The sequence below is a fragment of the Pseudomonas sp. 1912-s genome (genome assembly GCF_029269205.1).
Taxonomy (GTDB): domain Bacteria; phylum Pseudomonadota; class Gammaproteobacteria; order Pseudomonadales; family Pseudomonadaceae; genus Aquipseudomonas.
The window spans coordinates 156,880-177,128 of sequence record NZ_JARIXR010000002.1 but is presented as its reverse complement, the minus strand read 5'-3'; the positions used below and the strand labels follow the sequence as shown (position 1 = coordinate 177,128).

The following is a 20,249-nucleotide window of genomic DNA, read 5'->3' as shown; positions in this document are numbered from 1 at the left end:
CTTTAGTAGACGCAAGCCCTCGTGGGGCCCCCGTCAGTGTGCTTGTTCTACTGCGGCGAAGCCCGGCACATAGGCCTTGATCGCGCTCAGCAGTTCTTCCTTGCTGAAAGGCTTGGTCAAAAACTGATCAGAACCGACGATACGCCCCTTGGCCTTGTCGAACAGACCATCCTTGGAGGACAACATGATTACCGGGATCGACTTGAACGCCGGGTTGTTCTTCACCAGCGCGCAGGTCTGATAGCCATCCAGGCGCGGCATCATGATGTCGACAAAGATAATGTGCGGGTGGTGGTCAACAATCTTGGCCAGGGCATCGAAACCGTCGATGGCCGTGATGACGTCGCACCCTACGTTCTTCAACAGTGTTTCGGCCGTGCGGCGAATCGTTTTCGAATCGTCGATCACCATCACTTTCAAGGCGTTGGAATGCTGTTCCATATCTGCTCTACCATCGCCACAGCGAATAGGTTTTCGGTGTGTACTGCCTGATGTTGCACAGGATGAGCGCCAGAAGCCTTGGAATTCAAGGGCTGATACGCCATGGCAGCCTTTTTAGCACAGTCTCAGAACGCAATCTATCGGCCGACCCGCGCGGTGGTTTTTCCTTGACCCACAACAGCCGCAGCGCCACTCTGACGCCACTTTTATGCGCCCTTATTTGCTAGAGGAAATCCCCCATGAGCGTTCGCGTCGGCATTGTCATGGACCCTATCGCCAGCATCTCCTATAAAAAGGATAGCTCGCTGGCCATGCTGCTGGCCGCCCAGGCCCGCGGCTGGAGCCTGTTCTATATGGAACAGCCGGACCTTTACCAGGGTGACGGTGAAGCGCGGGCACGGATGCGCCCCCTGCAGGTGTTTGCCAACCCCGAGAAGTGGTTCGAACTGCAAGACGAAATCGACAGCCCCCTGAGCGACCTCGACGTGATCCTGATGCGCAAGGATCCGCCATTCGACATGGAGTTCGTCTACTCCACCTACCTGCTGGAGCAGGCCGAGCGCGCGGGCGTGCTGATCGTCAACAAGCCCCAGAGCCTGCGCGACTGCAATGAAAAGCTGTTCGCCACGCTGTTCCCACAGTGCACACCGCCGACCGTGGTCAGCCGCCGCGCCGACGTGCTGCGTGAATTCGCCGCCAAGCACGGTGACGTGATCCTCAAGCCGCTGGACGGCATGGGCGGCACGTCGATCTTCCGCCACCGCGCCGGCGACCCGAACCTGTCGGTGATCCTCGAAACCCTGACCGCGCTGGGCACCCAGCAGATCATGGGCCAGGCCTACATTCCGGCGATCAAGGACGGCGACAAGCGCATCCTGATGATCGATGGCGAGCCGGTGCCTTACTGCCTGGCGCGTATTCCGGCCGCCGGCGAGACCCGCGGCAACCTGGCGGCCGGTGGCCGGGGTGAAGCCCGACCGCTGACAGACAAGGATCGCTGGATTGCAGCCCAAGTCGGCCCAACCCTGCGCGAAAAAGGCCTGCTATTTGTAGGACTTGACGTTATCGGCGAGAACCTCACCGAAATCAACGTCACCAGCCCGACCTGTATTCGCGAGATCGACAATGCATTTGGCACGAACATCGGCGAAATGCTGATGGCGGCGATTGCCTCCAAGCTACAAGCCAAGTGACATAGAACAGCCGGACACAAACCAACATTGCGCTATCATGCCCCACCTGTGAAATGCGCGATGTTGGTTTTCTTGTCATGACGCTCCCGTCCGATCTGCCCCCCGAACTCTCCCACAGCGGCGTGCGCCCGGCTGATCGGCTCGGATTTACCCTGTTTCTGGCGGCGTTGATTCACCTGGCATTGATCCTCGGCCTGGGCTTCACCTTTGCCGAACCCAAGCAGATCACCAAGACCCTGGAAATCACCCTTGCCACCTTCAAAAGCGAAAAGAAGCCCGAAAAGGCTGACTTTCTCGCTCAGGACAACCAGCAAGGCAGCGGCACCCTCGACAAGAAGGCGGTGCCCAAGACCACCGAAGTGGCGCCGTTCCAGGACAACAAGGTCAATAAGGTCACGCCACCACCGACGCCCAAGCCGGAGGTGAAACAGGCTGCACCCAAGGCCGCCGTCACGACCGTGGCGCCCAAACCGCAAAAAGCCCCGACCCAGCGCGAAAAGGCCAAGACCGAACCCGCGCCGACGACGCCGGCCCCGACGTTTGACAGCTCGCAACTCTCCAGCGAAATCTCCAGCCTGGAAGCCGAACTGGCCCACGAACAACAGCTGTACGCCAAGCGCCCGCGCATCTACCGCCTGAATGCCGCCTCCACCATGCGCGACAAAGGCGCCTGGTATAAGGACGAGTGGCGCAAGAAGGTCGAACGCATCGGCAACCTGAACTACCCGGACGAAGCCCGCCGCCAGCAGATCTACGGTAATTTGCGACTGCTGGTATCGATCAACCGCGATGGCACCTTGTACGAAGTGCAGGTGCTGGAGTCTTCCGGCCAGCCGCTGCTGGACCAGGCGGCGCAACGCATCGTGCGCCTGGCGGCGCCCTTTGCACCGTTTACCGGGGACTTGAACGACATCGACCGCCTGGAAATCATTCGCACCTGGCGCTTTGCCAAGGGTGATCGGCTTTCCAGTAATTGAGGATTGCGCCAATGTCGTACGCATCCTCAGCTTGTCAGTTCGCCCCTCCAACGCCACACTAGCGGACATGAAAAATGTCAGCCCGACCTACCTCAAGCACCAATTCCTGATCGCCATGCCCCATATGGCCGACCCGAACTTTGCGCAGACCTTGACCTACATCGTCGAGCACACCGCCAATGGTGCGATGGGGCTGGTGGTCAACCGCCCGCAAGACCTGAACCTGGCCGATATCCTCGAGCAACTGCGCCCGGACATCGACCCGCCCGCCAGCTGCCAGCACGTACCGATCTACATCGGCGGGCCGGTGCAGACGGACCGGGGTTTTGTGCTGCACCCCACCGGGCCGAAATTCCAGGCGACCGTGGACCTTGAAGGGTTGTCCCTGTCCACGTCCCAGGACGTGTTGTTCGCCATTGCGGACGGCATCGGGCCTGATCAAAGTGTGATCACCCTGGGTTACGCCGGCTGGGAAGCCGGGCAACTGGAGGCGGAGCTGGCGAGCAATGCCTGGCTGACCTGCCCGTTTGATGCCGACATCCTGTTCAATACCCCCAGCGAACTACGCCTGGAAGCCGCCGCGGCCAAGCTGCGGATCAACCTCAGCCTGCTGACCAGCCAGGCGGGGCACGCCTGATGGCCTTGCGTCTGATCCTCGGCTTTGACTACGGCACCAAACAGATTGGCGTCGCTGTCGGCCAGGTCATCACCGGCCAGGCCCGCGAGCTTTGCACCCTGAAAGCCCAAAACGGCGTGCCCGACTGGAACCAGGTCGAAGCCCTGATCAAGGAATGGAAGCCCGACGCCGTAGTCGTCGGCCTGCCCTTGAACATGGACGGCACCCCGAGCGAGATGTGCCTGCGGGCCGAAAAATTCGCCCGCCGCCTTAATGGCCGCTACAACCTGCCCTTCTATACCCACGACGAACGCCTGACCACGTTCGAAGCCAAGGGCGAGCGCCGCGACCGTGGCGGGCAGAAAGGCAGCTACCGCGACAACCCGGTGGATGCCATCGCCGCGGCCTTGCTGTTGCAGGGCTGGCTGGATGAAAACACCGCTTTATTTGAATCCTGACTGACGCGGCTTGCCGCGTCTTCTTACGTTTGAGCCCGGACCTTGCCTGCGCGAGGCCTAGAAGGAGCACCCATGAGCCTGCCCAATCCCGCCGATCTGATCAGCCAGATGGCTATCCGCCTCAAGGCGCACCTGGAACAGCGTGCCATCAGCGAACCGCGCTTTATCGGCATTCGCACCGGTGGCGTGTGGGTGGCCCAGGCGCTGCTGGAAGAACTGGGCAGCAACTCGCCCCTCGGCACCCTGGACGTGTCCTTCTACCGCGACGACTTCAGCCAGAACGGCCTGCACCCGCAAGTGCGCCCTTCGGCCCTGCCGTTCGAGATTGAAGGCCAGCACCTGGTGCTGATCGATGACGTACTGATGAGCGGTCGCACCATTCGCGCCGCCATGAACGAACTGTTCGACTACGGCCGCCCGGCCAGCGTGACCCTGGTCTGCCTGCTGGACCTGGACGCCGGCGAGTTGCCGATCAGCCCGGACGTAGTCGGTGCCACACTGTCCCTCGAAGCCCACCAGCGGGTAAAATTGTCCGGTCCCACGCCGCTCGAACTCGAACTGCAAGACCTTGCCCTTTAAACCGCCTTGTAAAGAGTCCCCGCGATGACGCCTCTAGATGCCAAGCGCCCGCTGCAGCTCAATGCTCAGGGCCAGCTGCAACACTTCCTGTCCCTCGACGGCTTGCCCCGCGAACTGCTCACCGAAATCCTCGACACGGCCGACTCGTTTCTCGAAGTCGGCGGCCGGGCGGTGAAAAAAGTCCCGTTGTTGCGCGGCAAGACCATCTGCAACGTGTTCTTCGAGAACTCGACCCGCACCCGCACCACCTTTGAGCTGGCGGCCCAGCGCCTGTCGGCTGACGTGATCACACTGAACGTGTCCACCTCGTCGGCGAGCAAGGGCGAAACCCTGCTCGACACCCTGCGCAACCTGGAAGCCATGGCCGCCGACATGTTCGTGGTGCGCCACGGCGACTCCGGCGCCGCGCACTTCATCGCCGAACACGTGTGCCCGAACGTAGCAATCATCAACGGCGGCGACGGCCGCCACGCCCACCCGACCCAGGGCATGCTCGACATGCTGACGATTCGTCGGCACAAGGGCAGCTTTGAAAACCTCTCGGTGGCCATCGTCGGCGACATCCTGCACTCGCGGGTTGCACGCTCGAACATGCTGGCCCTGAAAGCCCTGGGTTGCCCGGACATCCGCGTGATCGCGCCAAAAACCCTGCTGCCGATCGGCATCGAGCAATACGGCGTGAAGGTCTACACCGACATGGCCGAGGGCCTGAAGGATGTGGACGTGGTGATCATGCTGCGCCTGCAACGCGAGCGCATGGCCGGCGGCCTGCTGCCGAGCGAGGGCGAATTCTATCGCCTGTTCGGCCTGACCACCGCACGCCTGGCCGGCGCCAAGCCGGACGCCATTGTGATGCACCCGGGGCCGATCAACCGTGGCGTGGAGATTGAGTCGGCGGTGGCCGACGGCCCGCAGTCGGTGATTCTCAACCAGGTGACCTACGGCATCGCCATCCGCATGGCCGTGCTGTCCATGGCCATGAGCGGGCAAACCGCGCAACGTCAATTCGAGCAGGAGAACGCCCAGTGAAGCTCAGCATTCTCGGCGCCCGAGTCATCGATCCGGCCAGCGGCCTGGATCAAGTCACCGATCTGCACCTGGAAGCCGGCAAGATCATTGCCATCGGCGCCGCACCCGCAGGCTTCAGCGCCAGCGAAACCATTAACGCCAAAGGCCTGATCGCCGCGCCCGGCCTGGTAGACCTGAACGTCGCCCTGCGCGAGCCGGGTTACAGCCGCAAGGGCAACATCACCAGCGAAACCCGCGCCGCCGCGGCCGGTGGCGTCACCAGCCTGTGCTGCCCGCCCCACACCAAACCGGTGCTGGACACCTCGGCCGTGACCGAGCTGATCCTGGACCGCGCCCGCGAAGCCGGTAACTGCAAAGTGTTCCCCATCGGCGCCCTGAGCAAAGGCCTGGACGGCGAACAGCTGGCCGAGCTGATCGCCTTGCGCGACGCCGGCTGCGTGGCCTTTGGCAACGGCCTGGAGAGCTTTCGCAGCACCCGTACCCTGTGCCGCGCGCTGGAATACGCAGCGACCTTTGACCTGACGGTGATTTTCCACTCACAGGACCGTGACCTGGCCGAAGGCGGCCTGGCCCACGAAGGCGCTACGGCGAGCTTCCTCGGCCTGCCGGGCATCCCGGAAACCGCTGAAACCGTGGCCCTGGCCCGGGACCTGCTGCTGGTGGAGCAAAGCGGCGTACGCGCGCACTTCAGCCAGCTGACCAGCGCTCGTGGCGTGGCACTGATCGCTCAGGCGCAAGCCCGCGGTTTGCCGGTGACGGCGGACGTGGCGCTGTATCAGCTGATTTTGACGGATGAGGCACTGATCGACTTCTCCAGTCTGTATCACGTGCAGCCGCCCCTGCGTACCCGCGCTGACCGTGACGGTTTGCGCGCGGCGGTGAAGTCCGGGGTGGTTTCGGCGATTTCCAGCCATCACCAGCCTCACGAGCGGGATGCCAAGCTGGCGCCGTTCGGTGCGACAGAGCCGGGCATCAGCAGTGTCGAGCTGTTGCTGCCGCTGGCGATGACGCTGGTGGAGGATGGCTTGCTGGACCTGCCGACCCTGCTGGCACGCCTCAGTGCGGGCCCTGCCGAGGCGCTGCGCCTGCCGGCGGGCAAGCTGGCGGTGGGTTCGGCGGCGGACCTGGTGCTGTTTGATCCGGCCAGCTCCACGATTGCCGGGGAACACTGGCTGTCCAAGGGCGAGAACTGCCCGTTCATCGGCCATAGCCTGCCGGCGACTGTGCGGTACACGCTGGTGGATGGGCGGATCAGCTACCAGGCTTAAACCCGATCCAAAGTGGGCACGGTAAATGTGGGAGCTGGCTTGCCTGCGATAGCATCACCTCGGTACATCAGATACACCGAGGTGCCCGCATCGCAGGCAAGCCAGCTCCTACACTTGACCGCGCCCACATTGGTTTAGAGCGCTTAACGACCGCCGTTACGCTCGGCATTACGGATCGAAATCTGCGTATTCAACGTCCAGAAGTCGTACAGCACGCCAATCAGGAACAAACCACCCGTCAGCAGGTAAATGATCCCGCTGATCCATTTGCCCTGATACATGCGGTGCAAGCCGAACACACCCAGGAACGCCAACAGGATCCAGGCCACGTTGTACTCAATGGGCCCGGCGGTGAATCGCAGGTCCGCTTCCCGGTCCATCGCCGGAATCAGGAACAAGTCGATCAGCCAACCAATCCCGAGTAACCCGAAGGTGAAAAACCAGATCGTCCCGGTCACTGGCTTGCCGTAATAAAAGCGGTGAGCGCCGGTAAAACCGAAAATCCAAAGCAGGTAACCGATCACCTTGCTGTGGGTGTCTTGTTGCGAAACATCCTGTCGATAGGTGTTCATGGAGTACCCCTTTTGCCTCGATAGATAAATATTTCTGGTTTCTTTGTGACTTTTTTACGGGCGCCCGACATGCGGCAAATGGTATCTTCGCTTCCCTCAAAGCCTTATACCGCCTGACTTGTGTAGGACAATCGCGGCAATTCGTCACGGTTTTCCTGAATTTGACCCCAGGGTTCAGTCGACAAACGGCCTTAGAACGACACAAAAAGCTGTTATAAAGTTGCGCGCAAACCAAAAAGAGCCACGCCTAATGCGACCATTTTTCAAGACATGGCTAACCATTTGCCTATTAATGCCACTGGCCGCCCACGCCACCAATCGTGAGCAACGTCTTCCAGAAGTTAACGGTTTCACCCCTAAAGTTCACGCTGCCACCAGCTCCGCCAAATCGGTAAAGCTGACCGTGAAGCGCCCGACTCAACTGAGCAAGGCCCACGGTAAAACAGCTCCAGGGCTGATGGCCGTCAACACCAAACAAAGCAGCAACGTCCTCAGCCGCGCCGTTAACGTGCTCGGTACCCCTTATCGTTGGGGCGGCAGCAGCCCAAGTAAAGGGTTCGACTGCAGTGGTTTGGTGAAATATGCATTTAACGACGTAAAAGCCGTGGATTTGCCGCGCACTTCCAATGCCATGGCCGCTGGCCACGGGCTGAAGGTTGAGCGCAAGGATTTGAAACCGGGTGACCTGTTGTTCTTCAAACTGAAGAGCCGCCAGGTGAACCACGTTGCCATCTACCTGGGCAACGACCGTTTCATCCACGCACCGCGTCGTGGCAAGTCCGTGAGCATCGATACGCTGAAGAAGCCGTTCTGGGACAAGAACTACGTAATTGCCAAACGTGTCCTGCCTAAAGAACAGAACAATCTGCGGATTGTGCAGCGCTGATACCCGGCCGACTTGGGAGCGGGCTTGCTGTGGTGACCGGGCTTGTGTGGGAGCTGGCTTGCCTGCGATAGCATCACTGCGGTGTGACTGATACACCGGGGTGCCTGCATCGCGGGCAAGCCCGGCTCCCACATAAGCCAGTCCTGCATTAAATGTTCATCGTCCAAGCGATCTCAAACATCCCCAGGCACCCTCGCCTTCTCCCGGGCATGTTCCCGGCTGATCAGCCCTTGGCTGACCAACGCCTTCAAGCTCATGTCCAGCGTCGTCATCCCCAGCGCCCCGCCGGTCTGTATCGCCGAGTACATCTGCGCCACCTTGTCCTCGCGGATCAGGTTCCGAATCGCCGGAGTACCCAGCATGATTTCGTGAGCCGCCACCCGCCCGCCGCCGACTTTCTTCACCAGCACCTGGGACACCACCGCCTGCAATGACTCCGAGAGCATCGAGCGGACCATGGCCTTTTCACCGGCCGGAAATACGTCCACCACCCGATCCACGGTTTTTGCCGCCGAGGTGGTGTGCAACGTGCCAAACACCAGATGCCCGGTTTCCGCTGCTGTCAGCGCCAGGCGGATAGTTTCGAGGTCCCGCAACTCCCCCACCAGAATCACATCCGGGTCTTCCCGCAATGCCGAACGCAGGGCGGCCGAGAAACTGTGAGTGTCGCGATGCACCTGCCGTTGGTTGATCAGGGCGTTTTTCGGTTGATGGATAAACTCGATCGGGTCTTCAAGGGTGAGGATGTGCTGGCGGCGATGGGTGTTGAGGTAATCAATCATCGCCGCCAGGGTCGTAGACTTGCCGGAACCGGTCGGCCCGGTGACCAAGACCAGCCCGCGGGGCAAATCCGCGATGCGCCGGAACACCTCACCCAACCCCAGGCCCTCCAGGCTCTGCACCGCCGACGGGATGGTACGAAACACCGCGCCCATGCCCCGGTGTTGCTGGAACACATTCACCCGAAACCGCGCCACCTCGGGCAACTCGAAGGCAAAATCCGTTTCAAGAGATGTTTCGAAATCCTTTTGCTGGTGATTGTTGAGTAAAGGGCTGAGTAAATCCGCCACTTGCGCAGACTCGAGCACCGGCCAATCGAGGGGCCAGACTTCGCCATCCACTCGCAACATCGGCGCCAGCCCGGCCGACAGATGCAGGTCCGAGGCCCGCAGGCGCACGCCGGCGGCCAGCAGTTCAGTGATATCCATAGGGCTTTCCATTTCCAGTAGAATGCCGCGGACTCCATATCCACGGGCGCAACTTGAATGTCGACCATAGCAGACAACATCAGCCTGGTTTCCGAGCGGATCCGGGCTGCGGCCGAGGCCTCGCAGCGCGACGCCAGCAGCGTGCACCTGCTGGCCGTGAGCAAGACCAAACCGGCACACGCCGTGCGCGAAGCCCATGCCGCCGGGATGCGGGACTTTGGCGAGAATTATCTGCAGGAAGCCTTGGGCAAACAGGCCGAATTAACCGACCTGCCCTTGAGTTGGCACTTCATCGGCCCCATTCAATCGAACAAGACTCGTGCGATCGCCGAGAACTTCGCCTGGGTGCATTCCGTGGACCGCCTGAAAATCGCACAACGCCTGTCCGAGCAACGCCCGGCTGACCTGCCACCGCTGAATATCTGCATCCAGGTCAATGTCAGTGGCGAAGCCAGCAAGTCCGGCTGTACACCCGCCGACCTGCCCGCCCTGGCCGAAGCCATCAGCGCCCTGCCGCGCCTGAAGCTGCGCGGTTTGATGGCGATCCCCGAGCCGACCGACGACCGTGCCGAGCAGGACGCCGCCTTCGCCACCGTGCGAGACCTGCAGGCGAGCCTGAACCTGCCGCTCGACACACTTTCCATGGGCATGAGCCATGACCTTGAGTCGGCCATCGCCCAAGGGGCCACCTGGGTGCGGATCGGTACCGCCCTGTTTGGTGCCCGTGACTACGGCCAGCCGTGAAATGGCTGACATCCATCTGAGTAAGGACCTGTCATGAGCAACACGCGTATTGCCTTTATCGGCGCCGGTAACATGGCGGCCAGCCTGATCGGCGGCCTGCGGGCCAAGGGCCTGGAAGCACAACAGATTCGCGCCAGCGACCCGGGCGCCGACACCCGTGCCCGCGTCAGCGCCGAGCACGGTATCGAAACCTTCGCCGACAACGCACAAGCGATTGAAGGCGTTGATGTGGTGGTGCTGGCGGTAAAGCCACAAGCCATGAAAGCCGTGTGCGAAAGCCTGCGCCCCAGCCTCAAGCCCCATCAACTGGTGGTGTCCATCGCCGCCGGCATCACCTGCGCCAGCATGAATAACTGGCTCGGTGCCCAGCCGATCGTGCGCTGCATGCCCAACACCCCGGCGCTGCTGCGCAAGGGCGTGAGCGGTCTGTACGCCACCCGCGAAGTGACCGCTGCCCAGCGCGATCAGGCACAAGAGCTGTTGTCCGCCGTGGGTATCGCGCTGTGGCTGGAGCAAGAGCAGCAACTGGATGCGGTCACCGCCGTGTCCGGCAGCGGCCCGGCCTACTTCTTCCTGCTGATCGAAGCCATGACCGCCGCCGGCGTGAAGCTGGGCTTGCCCCACGAGATCGCTGAGCAACTGGCCGAGCAAACCGCCCTGGGCGCCGCGAACATGGCGGTCGGCAGCGATGTGGATGCCGCCGAGTTGCGTCGACGCGTGACCTCGCCGGGCGGCACCACGCAGGCTGCCATCGAATCATTCCAGGCCGGGGGCTTTGAAGCCCTGGTGGAAAAAGCACTGGGTGCCGCAGCACATCGTTCGGCCGAAATGGCCGAGCAGCTGGGCAAATAGTCGTCCCCCACATAGGAATCAAACATGCTCGGAATCAATGACGCTGCCATTTTCATCATCCAGACCCTGGGCAGCCTGTACCTGCTGATCGTGCTGATGCGTTTTATCCTGCAACTGGTGCGGGCGAACTTCTACAACCCGCTGTGCCAATTCGTGGTGAAGGCCACGCAGCCGCTGCTCAAGCCATTGCGCCGGGTGATCCCGAGCCTGTTCGGCCTGGACATGTCGTCGCTGGTATTGGCGCTGCTGCTGCAGATCCTGCTGTTCGCGGTGATCCTGCTGCTCAATGGCTATCAGGCCACCACGCTGCTGTTGCTGCCGTGGGCCTTGATCGGGATTTTCTCGCTGTTCTTGAAGATCATTTTCTGGTCGATGATCATCAGCGTGATCCTGTCCTGGGTTGCACCGGGCAGCCGCAGCCCTGGCGCCGAGCTGGTGGCACAGATCACTGAACCGGTGCTGGCGCCGTTCCGTCGCCTGGTGCCTAACCTGGGTGGCCTGGATATCTCGCCGATCTTCGCGTTTATCGCGATTCAGTTGCTGCAAAGCTGGGTGATTCCACGTTTGGCGTTCTACGCATTCATGCCCAAAGAACTGTTCGGTCTGATCTGATAGCTGGATGGCAAGGGAGCTTGCTCCCTTGCCCCAAAAAACCCTAAAAACACCTGCCGCTGGCCTTTGCTTGCCGCTGGGTGCAGCGGTCTTTAGACTTACGCCTCATTTAAACGAGAGCAGGGTCGATGCCAGCTGCCTTTCCCCCCGATTCTGTTGGACTGGTCGTGCCCCAAGTGGCGCACTTCAGCGAACCGCTGGCCCTGGCCTGCGGCCGTTCGCTGCCCGCCTACGACCTGATCTATGAAACCTACGGCCAACTGAACGCCACAGGCAGCAATGCCGTGCTGATCTGCCACGCCCTGTCCGGTCATCACCACGCTGCGGGTTTCCATAGCGTGGACGAGCGCAAGCCCGGCTGGTGGGACAGCTGCATCGGCCCCGGCAAGCCCATCGACACCAACACGTTCTTCGTGGTCAGCCTGAACAACCTTGGCGGCTGCAACGGCTCCACCGGCCCCAGCAGCCTCAACCCGGAAACCGGCAAGCCGTTTGGTGCCGACTTCCCGGTGCTGACCGTGGAAGACTGGGTGCACAGCCAGGCCCGCCTGGCCGACGTACTCGGCATCGCCCAATGGGCCGCCGTGATCGGCGGCAGCCTGGGAGGCATGCAGGCCCTGCAATGGACCATCACTTACCCGGACCGCGTGCGCCATTGCCTGGCAATCGCCTCGGCCCCAAAATTGTCGGCGCAGAACATCGCCTTCAACGAAGTGGCGCGCCAGGCGATCCTCACCGACCCCGAGTTCCACGGCGGTTCGTTCCAGGAAGCGGGCGTGATCCCCAAGCGCGGGCTGATGCTCGCGCGGATGGTCGGCCACATCACCTACCTGTCGGATGACTCCATGGGCGAGAAATTCGGCCGTGGCCTCAAGAGCGAAAAGCTCAACTACGACTTCCACAGCGTCGAGTTCCAGGTCGAGAGCTACCTGCGTTATCAGGGCGAGGAGTTTTCCGGACGTTTCGACGCCAACACCTACCTGCTGATGACCAAGGCCCTGGATTACTTCGACCCGGCGGCGAACTTTGACGATGACCTGGCGAAGACCTTCGAAAACGCCACATCGAAGTTCTGCGTGATGTCGTTCACCACCGACTGGCGCTTCTCGCCGGCCCGCTCGCGGGAACTGGTGGATGCACTGATGGCCGCCAAGAAAGACGTCTGCTACCTGGAGATCGATGCACCGCAGGGCCATGACGCCTTCCTGATCCCGATCCCACGCTACCTGCAGGCCTTTCGCAACTACATGAACCGAATAGCGCTTATATGAATTGCTTACGCTTTAGGAGAACGCCATGAGAGCCGACCTGGAAATCATCCAAGACTGGATCCCCGCCGGCAGCCGCGTGCTCGACCTGGGCTGCGGCGATGGCGAACTGCTGAGCTGGCTGCGCGACAACAAGCAAGTCACCGGCTATGGCCTGGAAAACGACCCGGACAACATCGCCCAGTGCGTGGCCAAGGGCATCAACGTGATCGAGCAGGACCTGGACAAGGGCCTGGGCAACTTCGCCAGCAACAGTTTCGACATCGTGGTCATGACCCAGGCCCTGCAAGCCGTGCACTACCCGGACCGGATCCTCGACGAAATGTTGCGCGTCGGCCGCCAGTGCATCATCACCTTCCCCAATTTCGGTCACTGGCGCTGCCGCTGGTACCTGGCCACCAAGGGCCGCATGCCGGTGTCGGACTTCCTGCCGTACACCTGGTACAACACGCCAAACATCCACTTCTGCACCTTCGAAGACTTCGAAGCGCTGTGTGGCGAGCGTGATGCCAAAGTCATCAACCGCCTTGCCGTCGATCAACAGCACCGTCACGGCTGGGCGAGTAAGCTATGGCCTAACCTGTTGGGTGAGATCGGGATCTACCGGGTCAGCAGCCCGGGCCTGACGGACCACCAGATTGCCGTCTAACCATATTCAAGGAGGACGATCATGAGTCGCCTGGCTGTTTTTCTACTCACTGCCTGCCTGGGCGTCAGCGCCATGGCGGCGGACGTTATCGACCCCAATCGCCAGAAAGATTTCGGCGACATCACTGTGCACTACAACACCTTCACCTCCAGCTTCCTGCAGCCCGACGTGGCCCAGGCCGTTGAACTGGTGCGCAGCAAGAACAAGGGCGTGATCAATGTGTCGGTGATCAAGGGCGTCACGCCCGTGGTGGCCCAGGTGACAGGTACCGTCAAGGACCTGAGCGGCAAGAGTGAGATGCTGACCTTCAAGCAAATCACCGAGAAAGGTGCGATTTACTACCTCGCCCAGTACTCCGTGCCGCAGCAGGAAGTACGAATTTTCACGATCAACGTTGAAACCGGCGGCAAAGCCCACGGTTTCAGTTTCAACCAGGAACTGTTTCCGGCCGAATGATGAACCTCACACAACTCGTACTGGCCAGCCATAACACTGGCAAGCTCAAAGAACTCCAGGCCATGCTCGGCCAGTCGGTGCAACTGCGCTCGATTGGCGAGTTCAGCCAGGTAGAGCCGGAAGAGACCGGCCTGTCGTTCGTCGAGAACGCCATTCTCAAGGCCCGCAATGCCGCGCGCATTTCCGGCCTGCCGGCACTGGCCGACGATTCGGGGCTGGCGGTAGACTTCCTGGGCGGCGCGCCAGGCATCTACTCGGCGCGTTATGCCGATGGCAAAGGCGACGCGGCCAACAACGCCAAGCTGCTGGACGCCCTCAAGGACGTGTCGGACGCCGAGCGTGGCGCGCAGTTCGTCTGCGTGCTGGCCCTGGTGCGTCACGCCGATGATCCATTGCCGATTCTCTGCGAAGGCCTGTGGCACGGCCGCATCCTGCAGGCCGCCAGCGGTGAACACGGTTTCGGTTATGACCCGTTGTTCTGGGTGCCGGAGCGCAATGTCTCCAGCGCCGAACTGAGCCCGGCCGACAAGAACCAGATCAGCCACCGCGCCCGCGCAATGGATTTGCTGCGCCAGCGTCTGGGCCTGAAATGACCCAGAACACCTCCGCGCAGCCACTGATTCACGGTGGCGCGCAAACCCCTCGGGCGGCCCTGCCTCACCTGCCGCCCCTGGCGCTGTACATCCACATCCCGTGGTGCGTGCGCAAATGCCCTTATTGCGACTTCAACTCCCACACCGCCAGCAAGGTGCTGCCGGAGGAGGAGTACGTCGACGCATTGCTGGCCGACCTCGATCAGGACCTGTACGCGGTGTATGGCCGTGAGCTGAGTTCGATCTTCTTCGGCGGCGGCACCCCGAGCCTGTTCAGCGCCGCTGCGCTGGGCCGGCTGCTCAAGGGCGTGGAAGCGCGTATCCCGTTTGCCAGCGACATCGAAATCACCCTGGAAGCCAACCCGGGAACCTTCGAGCAAGAGAAGTTCGTGGCGTATCGCAAGCTGGGGATCAATCGCCTGTCGATTGGCATCCAGAGTTTCCAGCAGGAAAAACTCGAAGCCCTGGGCCGCATCCACAACGGTGACGAAGCCGTGCGGGCCGCCGGCATGGCGCGTCAGGCCGGGTTCGACAACTTCAACCTGGACCTGATGCACGGCTTGCCCGATCAGTCCCTGGAGGACGCTCTGGGCGACCTGCGCCAGGCCATCGCCCTCAAGCCCACGCATTTATCCTGGTACCAACTGACCCTGGAGCCCAACACGGTGTTCTGGAATCAGCCACCTGTGCTGCCGGAAGACGACACCCTGTGGGACATCCAGGAAGCCGGCCAGGCATTGCTCGCCGAACACGGTTACGCCCAGTACGAAGTCTCGGCCTACGCTCAACCGGGCCGGCCGGCGCGGCATAACCTGAACTACTGGAGCTTTGGCGACTTCATCGGCATCGGTGCCGGCGCCCACGGCAAGCTCAGCCACCCGGACGGGCGCATCGTGCGCACCTGGAAAACCCGGGCGCCGAAGGACTACCTCAACCCGGCGAAAAATTACCAGGCCGGCGCGAAAGAACTGACCAACGAAGAGTTACCGTTCGAGTTCCTGATGAACGCCCTGCGCCTCACCGACGGTGTCGAAGCGAAGCTTTACGCCGAGCGTACCGGCCTGGACCTGGCCAGCCTCGATGAAGCCCGCAAGGATGCCGAACAAAGTGGCTTAATGCAGGTCGAACCGTCACGCCTGGCGGCCACCGACCGCGGGCAACTCTTTCTCAATGACCTGCTGCAGAAGTTTTTGAGCTGATTGCTCTTAAGGAAATCGAATGGATTTGGTACTCGATCTACTCGCCACCGTGTCCCGCTGGAGCCGTAGCAACCTGTCGGAAATCTCCCTGGCGCTCGTCGGCTGCCTGCTGGTGCTGTTTGGCGCCGACATCAAGGGCTGGGTCGAGGCGCGCTTGGGCAGCATCGCGGGTGCGCTGCGCGTACCGCTGATGGCGCTGGTGTGCATGATCGGCAGCGGCGCTGCGTTGATCTACGCCACGCCGTGGATTGTTCGCGGGTTGAGCCAGTTCAACAACTACAGCCTGGCGCCGGTGTTGTTGGTGGTGCTGGTGTTGATCGGGGTTGTGGCGGATCGCCGCTGACTCCAACTCAACACAAAACAAAATGTGGGAGCTGGCTTGCCTGCGATGCAGACACCTCGGTGTATCAGTGATTCCGGGGTGATGCTATCGCAGGCAAGCCAGCTCCCACCGTTGATTGCGTTATGGGCTTTTAGCTAATCAGTCCTGCTTCTCGAACTTCAAATCCCAAACCCCATGCCCGAGTCGCTCGCCGCGACGTTCGAACTTGGTGATCGGCCGCTCGGCCGGACGCGGGACGCATTTGCCGTCTTCGGCCAGATTGCGGTAGCCAGGGGCGACGTTCATCACTTCCAGCATGTATTCGGCATACGGTTCCCAGTCGGTGGCCATGTGCAGGATACCGCCCACTTTCAGCTTGCTGCGTACCAGTTCCGCGAAGGAAGCCTGGACGATGCGGCGCTTGTGGTGGCGGCTCTTGTGCCATGGGTCCGGGAAGAACAGCATCAGGCGGTCGAGGCTGTTGTCGGCGATGCAGCGGTTGAGCACTTCGATCGCGTCGCAATCGTAGACCCGCAGGTTGGTCAGGCCCTGAGTCAGCACGCCATTAAGCAGCGCGCCGACACCCGGACGGTGTACTTCAACCCCGATAAAATCCTGCTCCGGCGAAGCCGCAGCCATTTCCAGCAGGGAATGGCCCATGCCGAAGCCGATCTCCAGGGAGCGTGGCGCCGAGCGGCCGAACACCTGGTCATAATCCACCGGGGCATCCACCAGCGGCAGGACGAACAGCGGCGTGCCCTGCTCCAGGCCTTTTTGCTGGCCTTCGGTCATGCGACCGGCGCGCATCACAAAACTCTTGATGCGGCGGTGCTTGGACTCGTCGCCTTCTTCCAGGGTGTTCGGCGTTTCGTTTGATTCAGTCATCAATGGCTCTTACTTGATCAGACCATCCAGCGGCGAGGAGGCGCTGGCATAAAGTTTTTTCGGCATGCGCCCGGCAAGGTACGCCAGGCGGCCCGCGACAATTGCGTGGTTCATGGCTTCGGCCATCATGATCGGTTGCTGCGCGTGGGCGATGGCCGAGTTCATCAGCACCGCATCACACCCCAGCTCCATGGCGATGGTGGCGTCGGAGGCAGTGCCTACGCCCGCATCCACCAGCACCGGAATCCTGGCTTCTTCGAGGATGATCTGCAGGTTGTACGGATTGCAGATGCCCAGACCGGAACCGATCAGGCCGGCCAGCGGCATCACCGCGATGCAGCCGATTTCGGCCAGTTGGCGGGCGATGATCGGGTCATCACTGGTGTAGACCATCACGTCGAAGCCTTCCTTGACCAGGGTTTCGGCGGCCTTGAGGGTTTCGATCACATTGGGGAACAGGGTTTTCTGGTCGGCCAGTACTTCCAGCTTTACCAGGTTGTGGCCATCGAGCAGCTCACGGGCCAGGCGGCAGGTGCGCACGGCCTCAATCGCGTCATAGCAACCGGCAGTGTTCGGCAAGAAGGTGTAGCGATCCGGCGACAGCACTTCGAGCAGGTTCGGCTCGCCTTCGATCTGGCCGAGGTTGGTGCGGCGCACGGCGAAGGTGACGATCTCGGCACCCGAGGCTTCGATGGCCAGGCGGGTTTCTTCCATGTCGCGGTACTTGCCGGTGCCGACCAGTAGACGGGACTGGAAGGTCCGACCGGCCAGGACGAAAGGCTTGTCGCTACGAACGATGCTCATGGGAAATCCTCGAAATGGGGTGAGGTTCTGCAGAATGCGGGTCGGCGCCCTTGAGCGCCGGACGGCTAGCCGCCGCCGATGGCGTGGACCACTTCGACCTGGTCACCTTCGGTGAGCGCGGTCTCGGCGTGCTGGCTACGCGGGACGATATCCTGGTTGAGCTCCACTGCGACGCGGCGTCCGGTCAGGTCCAGACGGGTCAGCAGGGCCGCAACGGTTTCACCGTCGGGCAGTTCAAAGGATTCGCCGTTCAACTGAATGCGCATGCCGCGGGCCGCCATCGTTTTTAGGGGCCAGCATTCTAGCGTGATTGACGTTGCTGGCCCAAGCCCCTTGGTCAGGCAGCCTGTAGACGCCACGCCGCCAAACCGAGGAAGAACCAGCCCAACAGGAAGGCCAAGCCACCCAACGGCGTGATGATGCCAAGCTTGCTGATGCCGGTCATGGTCAGCACATACAGGCTGCCGGAGAACAGCAGGATGCCGACGGCAAAGGACACGCCCGCCCACGTCACCAGGCGCCCCGGAATGTGCGCCGCCAGCAGGGCCACGCCGAACAGCGCGAGGGTGTGTACCAGTTGGTAAGTCACGCCGGTGTGGAAAATCGCCAAGTACTCGGCACTCAGGCGGTTTTTCAGGCCGTGGGCGGCAAACGCGCCCAGGGCGACACCGGTGAAACCGAAAAAGGCAGCCAGCATCAGAAAGCCACGCAACATGAGGAACTCCAGTCAGACTCAGTGGGCAGGGTCTGTATAATGGCCCGCTCAACGGGTTCGGCCAAGCCATCTCTATGCTGCGTCTCCTCTTCAAGCGTTTTCTCAAAGCCCTCAAGTGGTTTGCCATCGGTAGTGTGTTGCTGGTGCTGCTGTTTCGTTTCGTGCCGCCACCGGGGACTGCGCTGATGGTCGAGCGCAAGGTCGAGTCCTGGGTCGACGGCGAGCCGATTGACGTACAACGCACGTGGGTGCCGTGGGATCAGATCTCCGACGATTTGAAAGTGGCAGTGATGGCCGGCGAAGACCAGCGCTTCCCGCAGCATTGGGGTTTTGATTTCGACGCAATCCAGGCGGCACTCCTGCATAACGAGCGCGGCGGTTCGATTCGCGGCGCCAGCACCTTGAGCCAGCAAGTGTCGAAGAACCTGTTCCTGTGGACCGGCCGCAGCTATTTCCGCAAAGGCCTGGAAGCCTGGTTTACCGGTTTGATCGAGATTTTCTGGTCGAAGCAGCGAATTCTTGAGGTGTACCTCAATAGCGTGGAGTGGGATGAAGGCGTGTTCGGCGCTGAAGCGGCGGCGCGGCATCATTTTGGGGTGAGTGCCAAGGCGCTGACCCGCCAGCAGGCCAGCTACCTGGCGGCGGTGTTGCCTAATCCACGGGTGTGGAGTGCCAGCCATCCAACGTCGTATGTCGCGCGGCGGGCCGCGTGGATTCGGCAGCAGATGAGTCAGTTGGGTGGCGACGGTTACCTGAATGAGCTGAACAACTCGCGCAAAGCTCCCTGGTCCGACTGACACCACACAAAACAACTGTAGGAGCTGGCTTGCCTGCGATAGAGGTGTGTCGGCCTGCAGATGTGTTGGCTGGCAGCCCCTCATTGCAGGCAAGCCAGCTCCCACAGTGGACTGAGTTGAATTCGAGTTGTGCGAACACAAACAAAAATGCCCCGATCTCTCGATCGGGGCATTTTTTTGTCACCTCGCAGCTGTTTAGGCGGCGATCGACAGTTTCAGCTTGTTCATCGCACTCTTCTCAAGCTGACGAATCCGCTCAGCCGACACGTTGTACTTCTGCGCCAGGTCGTGCAGCGTGGCTTTTTCTTCTGCCAACCAGCGTTGGTAGAGGATGTCACGGCTGCGGTCGTCCAGCACTTCCAGCGCTTCGTGCAGGTTGTGATTGGAGTTGTCGCTCCAGTCGGCGTCTTCCAGTTGACGCGCCGGGTCGTACCGGTGGTCTTCCAGGTAGTTGGCCGGCGACTGGAAGGCGCTGTCGTCGTCCGCTTCTGCGGCCGGGTCGAAGGCCATGTCGTGGCCGGTCAGGCGGCTTTCCATCTCGCGCACTTCACGGGGCTCAACGCCAAGGCTTTCGGCCACGCGATGCACTTCTTCGTTGTTCAGCCACGCCAGGCGTTTCTTCTGGCTGCGCAGGTTGAAGAACAGCTTGCGCTGGGCCTTGGTGGTCGCGACTTTCACGATGCGCCAGTTGCGCAGGATGAACTCGTGAATTTCCGCCTTGATCCAGTGCACAGCAAACGACACCAGGCGCACACCCATTTCCGGGTTGAAGCGCTTTACAGCTTTCATCAGGCCAACGTTGCCTTCCTGAATCAGGTCAGCCTGGGCCAGGCCGTAGCCGGAATAGCTACGGGCGATATGTACGACAAAACGCAGGTGGGCGAGCACCATCTGCCGAGCCGCCCCCAAATCCTGCTCATAGTAGAGACTCTCGGCCAGTTCACGCTCCTGCTCGGGCGTCAGCAATGGAATGCTGTTGACCGTGTGCACATAGGCCTCCAGGTTCGCACCCGGGACCAGAGCATAAGCAGGTTGCAAAGAAGTGGTCATACGAAAAAACCTCCGACTCACATAACTCGTGCAGTTCAGCACTGCGAAAATTGACCGGAAACCGTAGGACAAGTTC

Annotated in this window: 26 protein-coding genes; 18 read left to right on the top strand and 8 right to left on the bottom strand. The window is 61.4% G+C overall.

All coding sequences use genetic code 11. The features are described from left to right. Positions 1 to 33 precede the first annotated feature (33 nt). Positions 34 to 441, bottom strand: a complete 408-nt coding sequence (pilG, locus tag P3C29_RS03615) for a twitching motility response regulator PilG (RefSeq protein WP_003213736.1) — start codon at positions 439 to 441, stop codon at positions 34 to 36. Between the two features lie 239 nt (positions 442 to 680). On the opposite strand from pilG, the gene gshB reads away from it, so the two are divergent. The 7 genes from gshB to P3C29_RS03580 all read left to right on the top strand — a co-directional run bounded on the left by gshB (position 681) and on the right by P3C29_RS03580 (position 6,561). Further along, on the top strand, positions 681 to 1,634 hold the full coding sequence (gene gshB / locus P3C29_RS03610) for a glutathione synthase (RefSeq protein WP_010167673.1): 954 nt from the start codon (positions 681 to 683) through the stop codon (positions 1,632 to 1,634). 77 nt (positions 1,635 to 1,711) lie between these two features. After that, entirely contained in the window at positions 1,712 to 2,611 is a 900-nt protein-coding gene (locus P3C29_RS03605; protein ID WP_010167674.1) for an energy transducer TonB, read from the top strand. A 67-nt stretch (positions 2,612 to 2,678) separates the two neighbouring features. After that, positions 2,679 to 3,248 carry a YqgE/AlgH family protein gene (locus P3C29_RS03600; protein WP_010167675.1) on the top strand — a complete coding sequence of 190 codons (570 nt, stop codon included), beginning with the start codon at positions 2,679 to 2,681 and terminating at the stop codon, positions 3,246 to 3,248. After that, positions 3,248 to 3,685 (top strand): Holliday junction resolvase RuvX, encoded by a 438-nt coding sequence (ruvX, locus tag P3C29_RS03595; protein ID WP_003213744.1) that lies wholly within the window; start codon positions 3,248 to 3,250, stop codon positions 3,683 to 3,685. Before P3C29_RS03600 ends, ruvX begins: the two co-directional genes overlap by 1 nt. A gap of 72 nt (positions 3,686 to 3,757) precedes the next feature. Next, on the top strand, positions 3,758 to 4,264 hold the full coding sequence (gene pyrR, locus P3C29_RS03590) for a bifunctional pyr operon transcriptional regulator/uracil phosphoribosyltransferase PyrR (RefSeq protein WP_275963920.1): 507 nt from the start codon (positions 3,758 to 3,760) through the stop codon (positions 4,262 to 4,264). Positions 4,265 to 4,288: 24 nt separating this feature from the next. After that, positions 4,289 to 5,293, top strand: coding sequence for an aspartate carbamoyltransferase catalytic subunit (locus tag P3C29_RS03585; protein WP_010167680.1), 1,005 nt, complete (start codon positions 4,289 to 4,291; stop codon positions 5,291 to 5,293). Then, positions 5,290 to 6,561, top strand: a complete 1,272-nt coding sequence (locus P3C29_RS03580) for a dihydroorotase (RefSeq protein WP_201125607.1) — start codon at positions 5,290 to 5,292, stop codon at positions 6,559 to 6,561. The genes P3C29_RS03585 and P3C29_RS03580 overlap by 4 nt, the downstream gene beginning before the upstream one ends. 143 nt (positions 6,562 to 6,704) lie before the next feature. Here P3C29_RS03580 and P3C29_RS03575 read toward each other — a convergent pair whose 3' ends face one another. Further along, positions 6,705 to 7,133, bottom strand: a complete 429-nt coding sequence (locus P3C29_RS03575; RefSeq protein ID WP_010167684.1) for a TM2 domain-containing protein — start codon at positions 7,131 to 7,133, stop codon at positions 6,705 to 6,707. A gap of 250 nt (positions 7,134 to 7,383) precedes the next feature. Between P3C29_RS03575 and P3C29_RS03570 the strand changes: the two genes are divergently transcribed. Continuing rightward, entirely contained in the window at positions 7,384 to 8,019 is a 636-nt protein-coding gene (locus P3C29_RS03570; protein WP_032881810.1) for a C40 family peptidase, read from the top strand. A 173-nt stretch (positions 8,020 to 8,192) separates the two neighbouring features. On the opposite strand, the gene P3C29_RS03565 is transcribed toward P3C29_RS03570, so the two are convergent. Then, complete coding sequence (locus P3C29_RS03565; RefSeq protein ID WP_275963919.1) at positions 8,193 to 9,227, bottom strand: type IV pilus twitching motility protein PilT; 1,035 nt, start codon at positions 9,225 to 9,227, stop codon at positions 8,193 to 8,195. Positions 9,228 to 9,284: 57 nt separating this feature from the next. On the opposite strand from P3C29_RS03565, the gene P3C29_RS03560 reads away from it, so the two are divergent. The 9 genes from P3C29_RS03560 (at position 9,285) to P3C29_RS03520 (ending at position 15,943) form a co-directional block, all read left to right on the top strand. Next, positions 9,285 to 9,971 (top strand): YggS family pyridoxal phosphate-dependent enzyme, encoded by a 687-nt coding sequence (locus tag P3C29_RS03560; RefSeq protein ID WP_010167690.1) that lies wholly within the window; start codon positions 9,285 to 9,287, stop codon positions 9,969 to 9,971. Between the two features lie 33 nt (positions 9,972 to 10,004). Beyond that, the gene (gene proC, locus P3C29_RS03555) at positions 10,005 to 10,823 is read left to right on the top strand and encodes a pyrroline-5-carboxylate reductase (RefSeq protein WP_010167692.1); all 819 of its coding nucleotides are present in this window, start codon (positions 10,005 to 10,007) and stop codon (positions 10,821 to 10,823) included. Positions 10,824 to 10,847: 24 nt separating this feature from the next. Then, positions 10,848 to 11,435, top strand: coding sequence for a YggT family protein (locus tag P3C29_RS03550; RefSeq protein ID WP_003213764.1), 588 nt, complete (start codon positions 10,848 to 10,850; stop codon positions 11,433 to 11,435). A 128-nt stretch (positions 11,436 to 11,563) separates the two neighbouring features. Next, positions 11,564 to 12,706: a homoserine O-acetyltransferase gene (locus P3C29_RS03545; RefSeq protein ID WP_201125610.1), complete on the top strand. Its 1,143-nt coding sequence runs from the start codon at positions 11,564 to 11,566 to the stop codon at positions 12,704 to 12,706. Between the two features lie 25 nt (positions 12,707 to 12,731). Next, the gene (gene metW, locus P3C29_RS03540; RefSeq protein ID WP_010167698.1) at positions 12,732 to 13,352 is read left to right on the top strand and encodes a methionine biosynthesis protein MetW; all 621 of its coding nucleotides are present in this window, start codon (positions 12,732 to 12,734) and stop codon (positions 13,350 to 13,352) included. Between the two features lie 21 nt (positions 13,353 to 13,373). After that, the gene (locus P3C29_RS03535; protein ID WP_010167700.1) at positions 13,374 to 13,808 is read left to right on the top strand and encodes a DUF4426 domain-containing protein; all 435 of its coding nucleotides are present in this window, start codon (positions 13,374 to 13,376) and stop codon (positions 13,806 to 13,808) included. Further along, positions 13,805 to 14,401, top strand: a complete 597-nt coding sequence (rdgB, locus tag P3C29_RS03530; RefSeq protein WP_275963918.1) for an RdgB/HAM1 family non-canonical purine NTP pyrophosphatase — start codon at positions 13,805 to 13,807, stop codon at positions 14,399 to 14,401. Before P3C29_RS03535 ends, rdgB begins: the two co-directional genes overlap by 4 nt. Then, the gene (gene hemW / locus P3C29_RS03525; RefSeq protein ID WP_275963917.1) at positions 14,398 to 15,600 is read left to right on the top strand and encodes a radical SAM family heme chaperone HemW; all 1,203 of its coding nucleotides are present in this window, start codon (positions 14,398 to 14,400) and stop codon (positions 15,598 to 15,600) included. The genes rdgB and hemW overlap by 4 nt, the downstream gene beginning before the upstream one ends. A 19-nt stretch (positions 15,601 to 15,619) precedes the next feature. Next, a complete protein-coding gene (locus P3C29_RS03520) occupies positions 15,620 to 15,943 on the top strand; it encodes a DUF3392 domain-containing protein (protein ID WP_003213776.1) in 324 nt (107 codons plus the stop codon). Between the two features lie 138 nt (positions 15,944 to 16,081). On the opposite strand, the gene trmB is transcribed toward P3C29_RS03520, so the two are convergent. From trmB to P3C29_RS03500, 4 genes are all read right to left on the bottom strand, one after another. Beyond that, complete coding sequence (trmB, locus tag P3C29_RS03515) at positions 16,082 to 16,807, bottom strand: tRNA (guanosine(46)-N7)-methyltransferase TrmB (RefSeq protein ID WP_275963916.1); 726 nt, start codon at positions 16,805 to 16,807, stop codon at positions 16,082 to 16,084. A gap of 9 nt (positions 16,808 to 16,816) precedes the next feature. Beyond that, positions 16,817 to 17,611: a thiazole synthase gene (locus tag P3C29_RS03510; RefSeq protein WP_010167708.1), complete on the bottom strand. Its 795-nt coding sequence runs from the start codon at positions 17,609 to 17,611 to the stop codon at positions 16,817 to 16,819. Positions 17,612 to 17,676: 65 nt separating this feature from the next. Further along, a complete protein-coding gene (gene thiS, locus P3C29_RS03505; RefSeq protein WP_010167710.1) occupies positions 17,677 to 17,877 on the bottom strand; it encodes a sulfur carrier protein ThiS in 201 nt (66 codons plus the stop codon). A gap of 71 nt (positions 17,878 to 17,948) precedes the next feature. Then, positions 17,949 to 18,326, bottom strand: coding sequence for a DUF423 domain-containing protein (locus P3C29_RS03500; RefSeq protein ID WP_169386915.1), 378 nt, complete (start codon positions 18,324 to 18,326; stop codon positions 17,949 to 17,951). 74 nt (positions 18,327 to 18,400) lie between these two features. On the opposite strand from P3C29_RS03500, the gene mtgA reads away from it, so the two are divergent. Then, the gene (mtgA, locus tag P3C29_RS03495) at positions 18,401 to 19,123 is read left to right on the top strand and encodes a monofunctional biosynthetic peptidoglycan transglycosylase (RefSeq protein WP_201125612.1); all 723 of its coding nucleotides are present in this window, start codon (positions 18,401 to 18,403) and stop codon (positions 19,121 to 19,123) included. A gap of 195 nt (positions 19,124 to 19,318) precedes the next feature. On the opposite strand, the gene rpoH is transcribed toward mtgA, so the two are convergent. Further along, the gene (rpoH, locus tag P3C29_RS03490) at positions 19,319 to 20,173 is read right to left on the bottom strand and encodes an RNA polymerase sigma factor RpoH (RefSeq protein WP_003176698.1); all 855 of its coding nucleotides are present in this window, start codon (positions 20,171 to 20,173) and stop codon (positions 19,319 to 19,321) included. Positions 20,174 to 20,249 lie beyond the last annotated feature (76 nt).

Bases quoted from the DNA above. Each gene is read 5' to 3' on its own strand.
- pilG (WP_003213736.1), bottom strand. From the start codon at position 441: ATGGAACAGCATTCCAACGCCTTGAAAGTGATGGTGATCGACGATTCG.
- gshB (WP_010167673.1), top strand. From the start codon at position 681: ATGAGCGTTCGCGTCGGCATTGTCATGGACCCTATCGCCAGCATCTCC.
- P3C29_RS03605 (WP_010167674.1), top strand. From the start codon at position 1,712: ATGACGCTCCCGTCCGATCTGCCCCCCGAACTCTCCCACAGCGGCGTG.
- P3C29_RS03600 (WP_010167675.1), top strand. From the start codon at position 2,679: ATGAAAAATGTCAGCCCGACCTACCTCAAGCACCAATTCCTGATCGCC.
- ruvX (WP_003213744.1), top strand. From the start codon at position 3,248: ATGGCCTTGCGTCTGATCCTCGGCTTTGACTACGGCACCAAACAGATT.
- pyrR (WP_275963920.1), top strand. From the start codon at position 3,758: ATGAGCCTGCCCAATCCCGCCGATCTGATCAGCCAGATGGCTATCCGC.
- P3C29_RS03585 (WP_010167680.1), top strand. From the start codon at position 4,289: ATGACGCCTCTAGATGCCAAGCGCCCGCTGCAGCTCAATGCTCAGGGC.
- P3C29_RS03575 (WP_010167684.1), bottom strand. From the start codon at position 7,133: ATGAACACCTATCGACAGGATGTTTCGCAACAAGACACCCACAGCAAG.
- P3C29_RS03570 (WP_032881810.1), top strand. From the start codon at position 7,384: ATGCGACCATTTTTCAAGACATGGCTAACCATTTGCCTATTAATGCCA.
- P3C29_RS03565 (WP_275963919.1), bottom strand. From the start codon at position 9,227: ATGGATATCACTGAACTGCTGGCCGCCGGCGTGCGCCTGCGGGCCTCG.
- P3C29_RS03560 (WP_010167690.1), top strand. From the start codon at position 9,285: ATGTCGACCATAGCAGACAACATCAGCCTGGTTTCCGAGCGGATCCGG.
- proC (WP_010167692.1), top strand. From the start codon at position 10,005: ATGAGCAACACGCGTATTGCCTTTATCGGCGCCGGTAACATGGCGGCC.
- P3C29_RS03550 (WP_003213764.1), top strand. From the start codon at position 10,848: ATGCTCGGAATCAATGACGCTGCCATTTTCATCATCCAGACCCTGGGC.
- P3C29_RS03545 (WP_201125610.1), top strand. From the start codon at position 11,564: ATGCCAGCTGCCTTTCCCCCCGATTCTGTTGGACTGGTCGTGCCCCAA.
- metW (WP_010167698.1), top strand. From the start codon at position 12,732: ATGAGAGCCGACCTGGAAATCATCCAAGACTGGATCCCCGCCGGCAGC.
- P3C29_RS03535 (WP_010167700.1), top strand. From the start codon at position 13,374: ATGAGTCGCCTGGCTGTTTTTCTACTCACTGCCTGCCTGGGCGTCAGC.
- rdgB (WP_275963918.1), top strand. From the start codon at position 13,805: ATGATGAACCTCACACAACTCGTACTGGCCAGCCATAACACTGGCAAG.
- hemW (WP_275963917.1), top strand. From the start codon at position 14,398: ATGACCCAGAACACCTCCGCGCAGCCACTGATTCACGGTGGCGCGCAA.
- P3C29_RS03520 (WP_003213776.1), top strand. From the start codon at position 15,620: ATGGATTTGGTACTCGATCTACTCGCCACCGTGTCCCGCTGGAGCCGT.
- trmB (WP_275963916.1), bottom strand. From the start codon at position 16,807: ATGACTGAATCAAACGAAACGCCGAACACCCTGGAAGAAGGCGACGAG.
- P3C29_RS03510 (WP_010167708.1), bottom strand. From the start codon at position 17,611: ATGAGCATCGTTCGTAGCGACAAGCCTTTCGTCCTGGCCGGTCGGACC.
- thiS (WP_010167710.1), bottom strand. From the start codon at position 17,877: ATGCGCATTCAGTTGAACGGCGAATCCTTTGAACTGCCCGACGGTGAA.
- P3C29_RS03500 (WP_169386915.1), bottom strand. From the start codon at position 18,326: ATGTTGCGTGGCTTTCTGATGCTGGCTGCCTTTTTCGGTTTCACCGGT.
- mtgA (WP_201125612.1), top strand. From the start codon at position 18,401: ATGCTGCGTCTCCTCTTCAAGCGTTTTCTCAAAGCCCTCAAGTGGTTT.
- rpoH (WP_003176698.1), bottom strand. From the start codon at position 20,173: ATGACCACTTCTTTGCAACCTGCTTATGCTCTGGTCCCGGGTGCGAAC.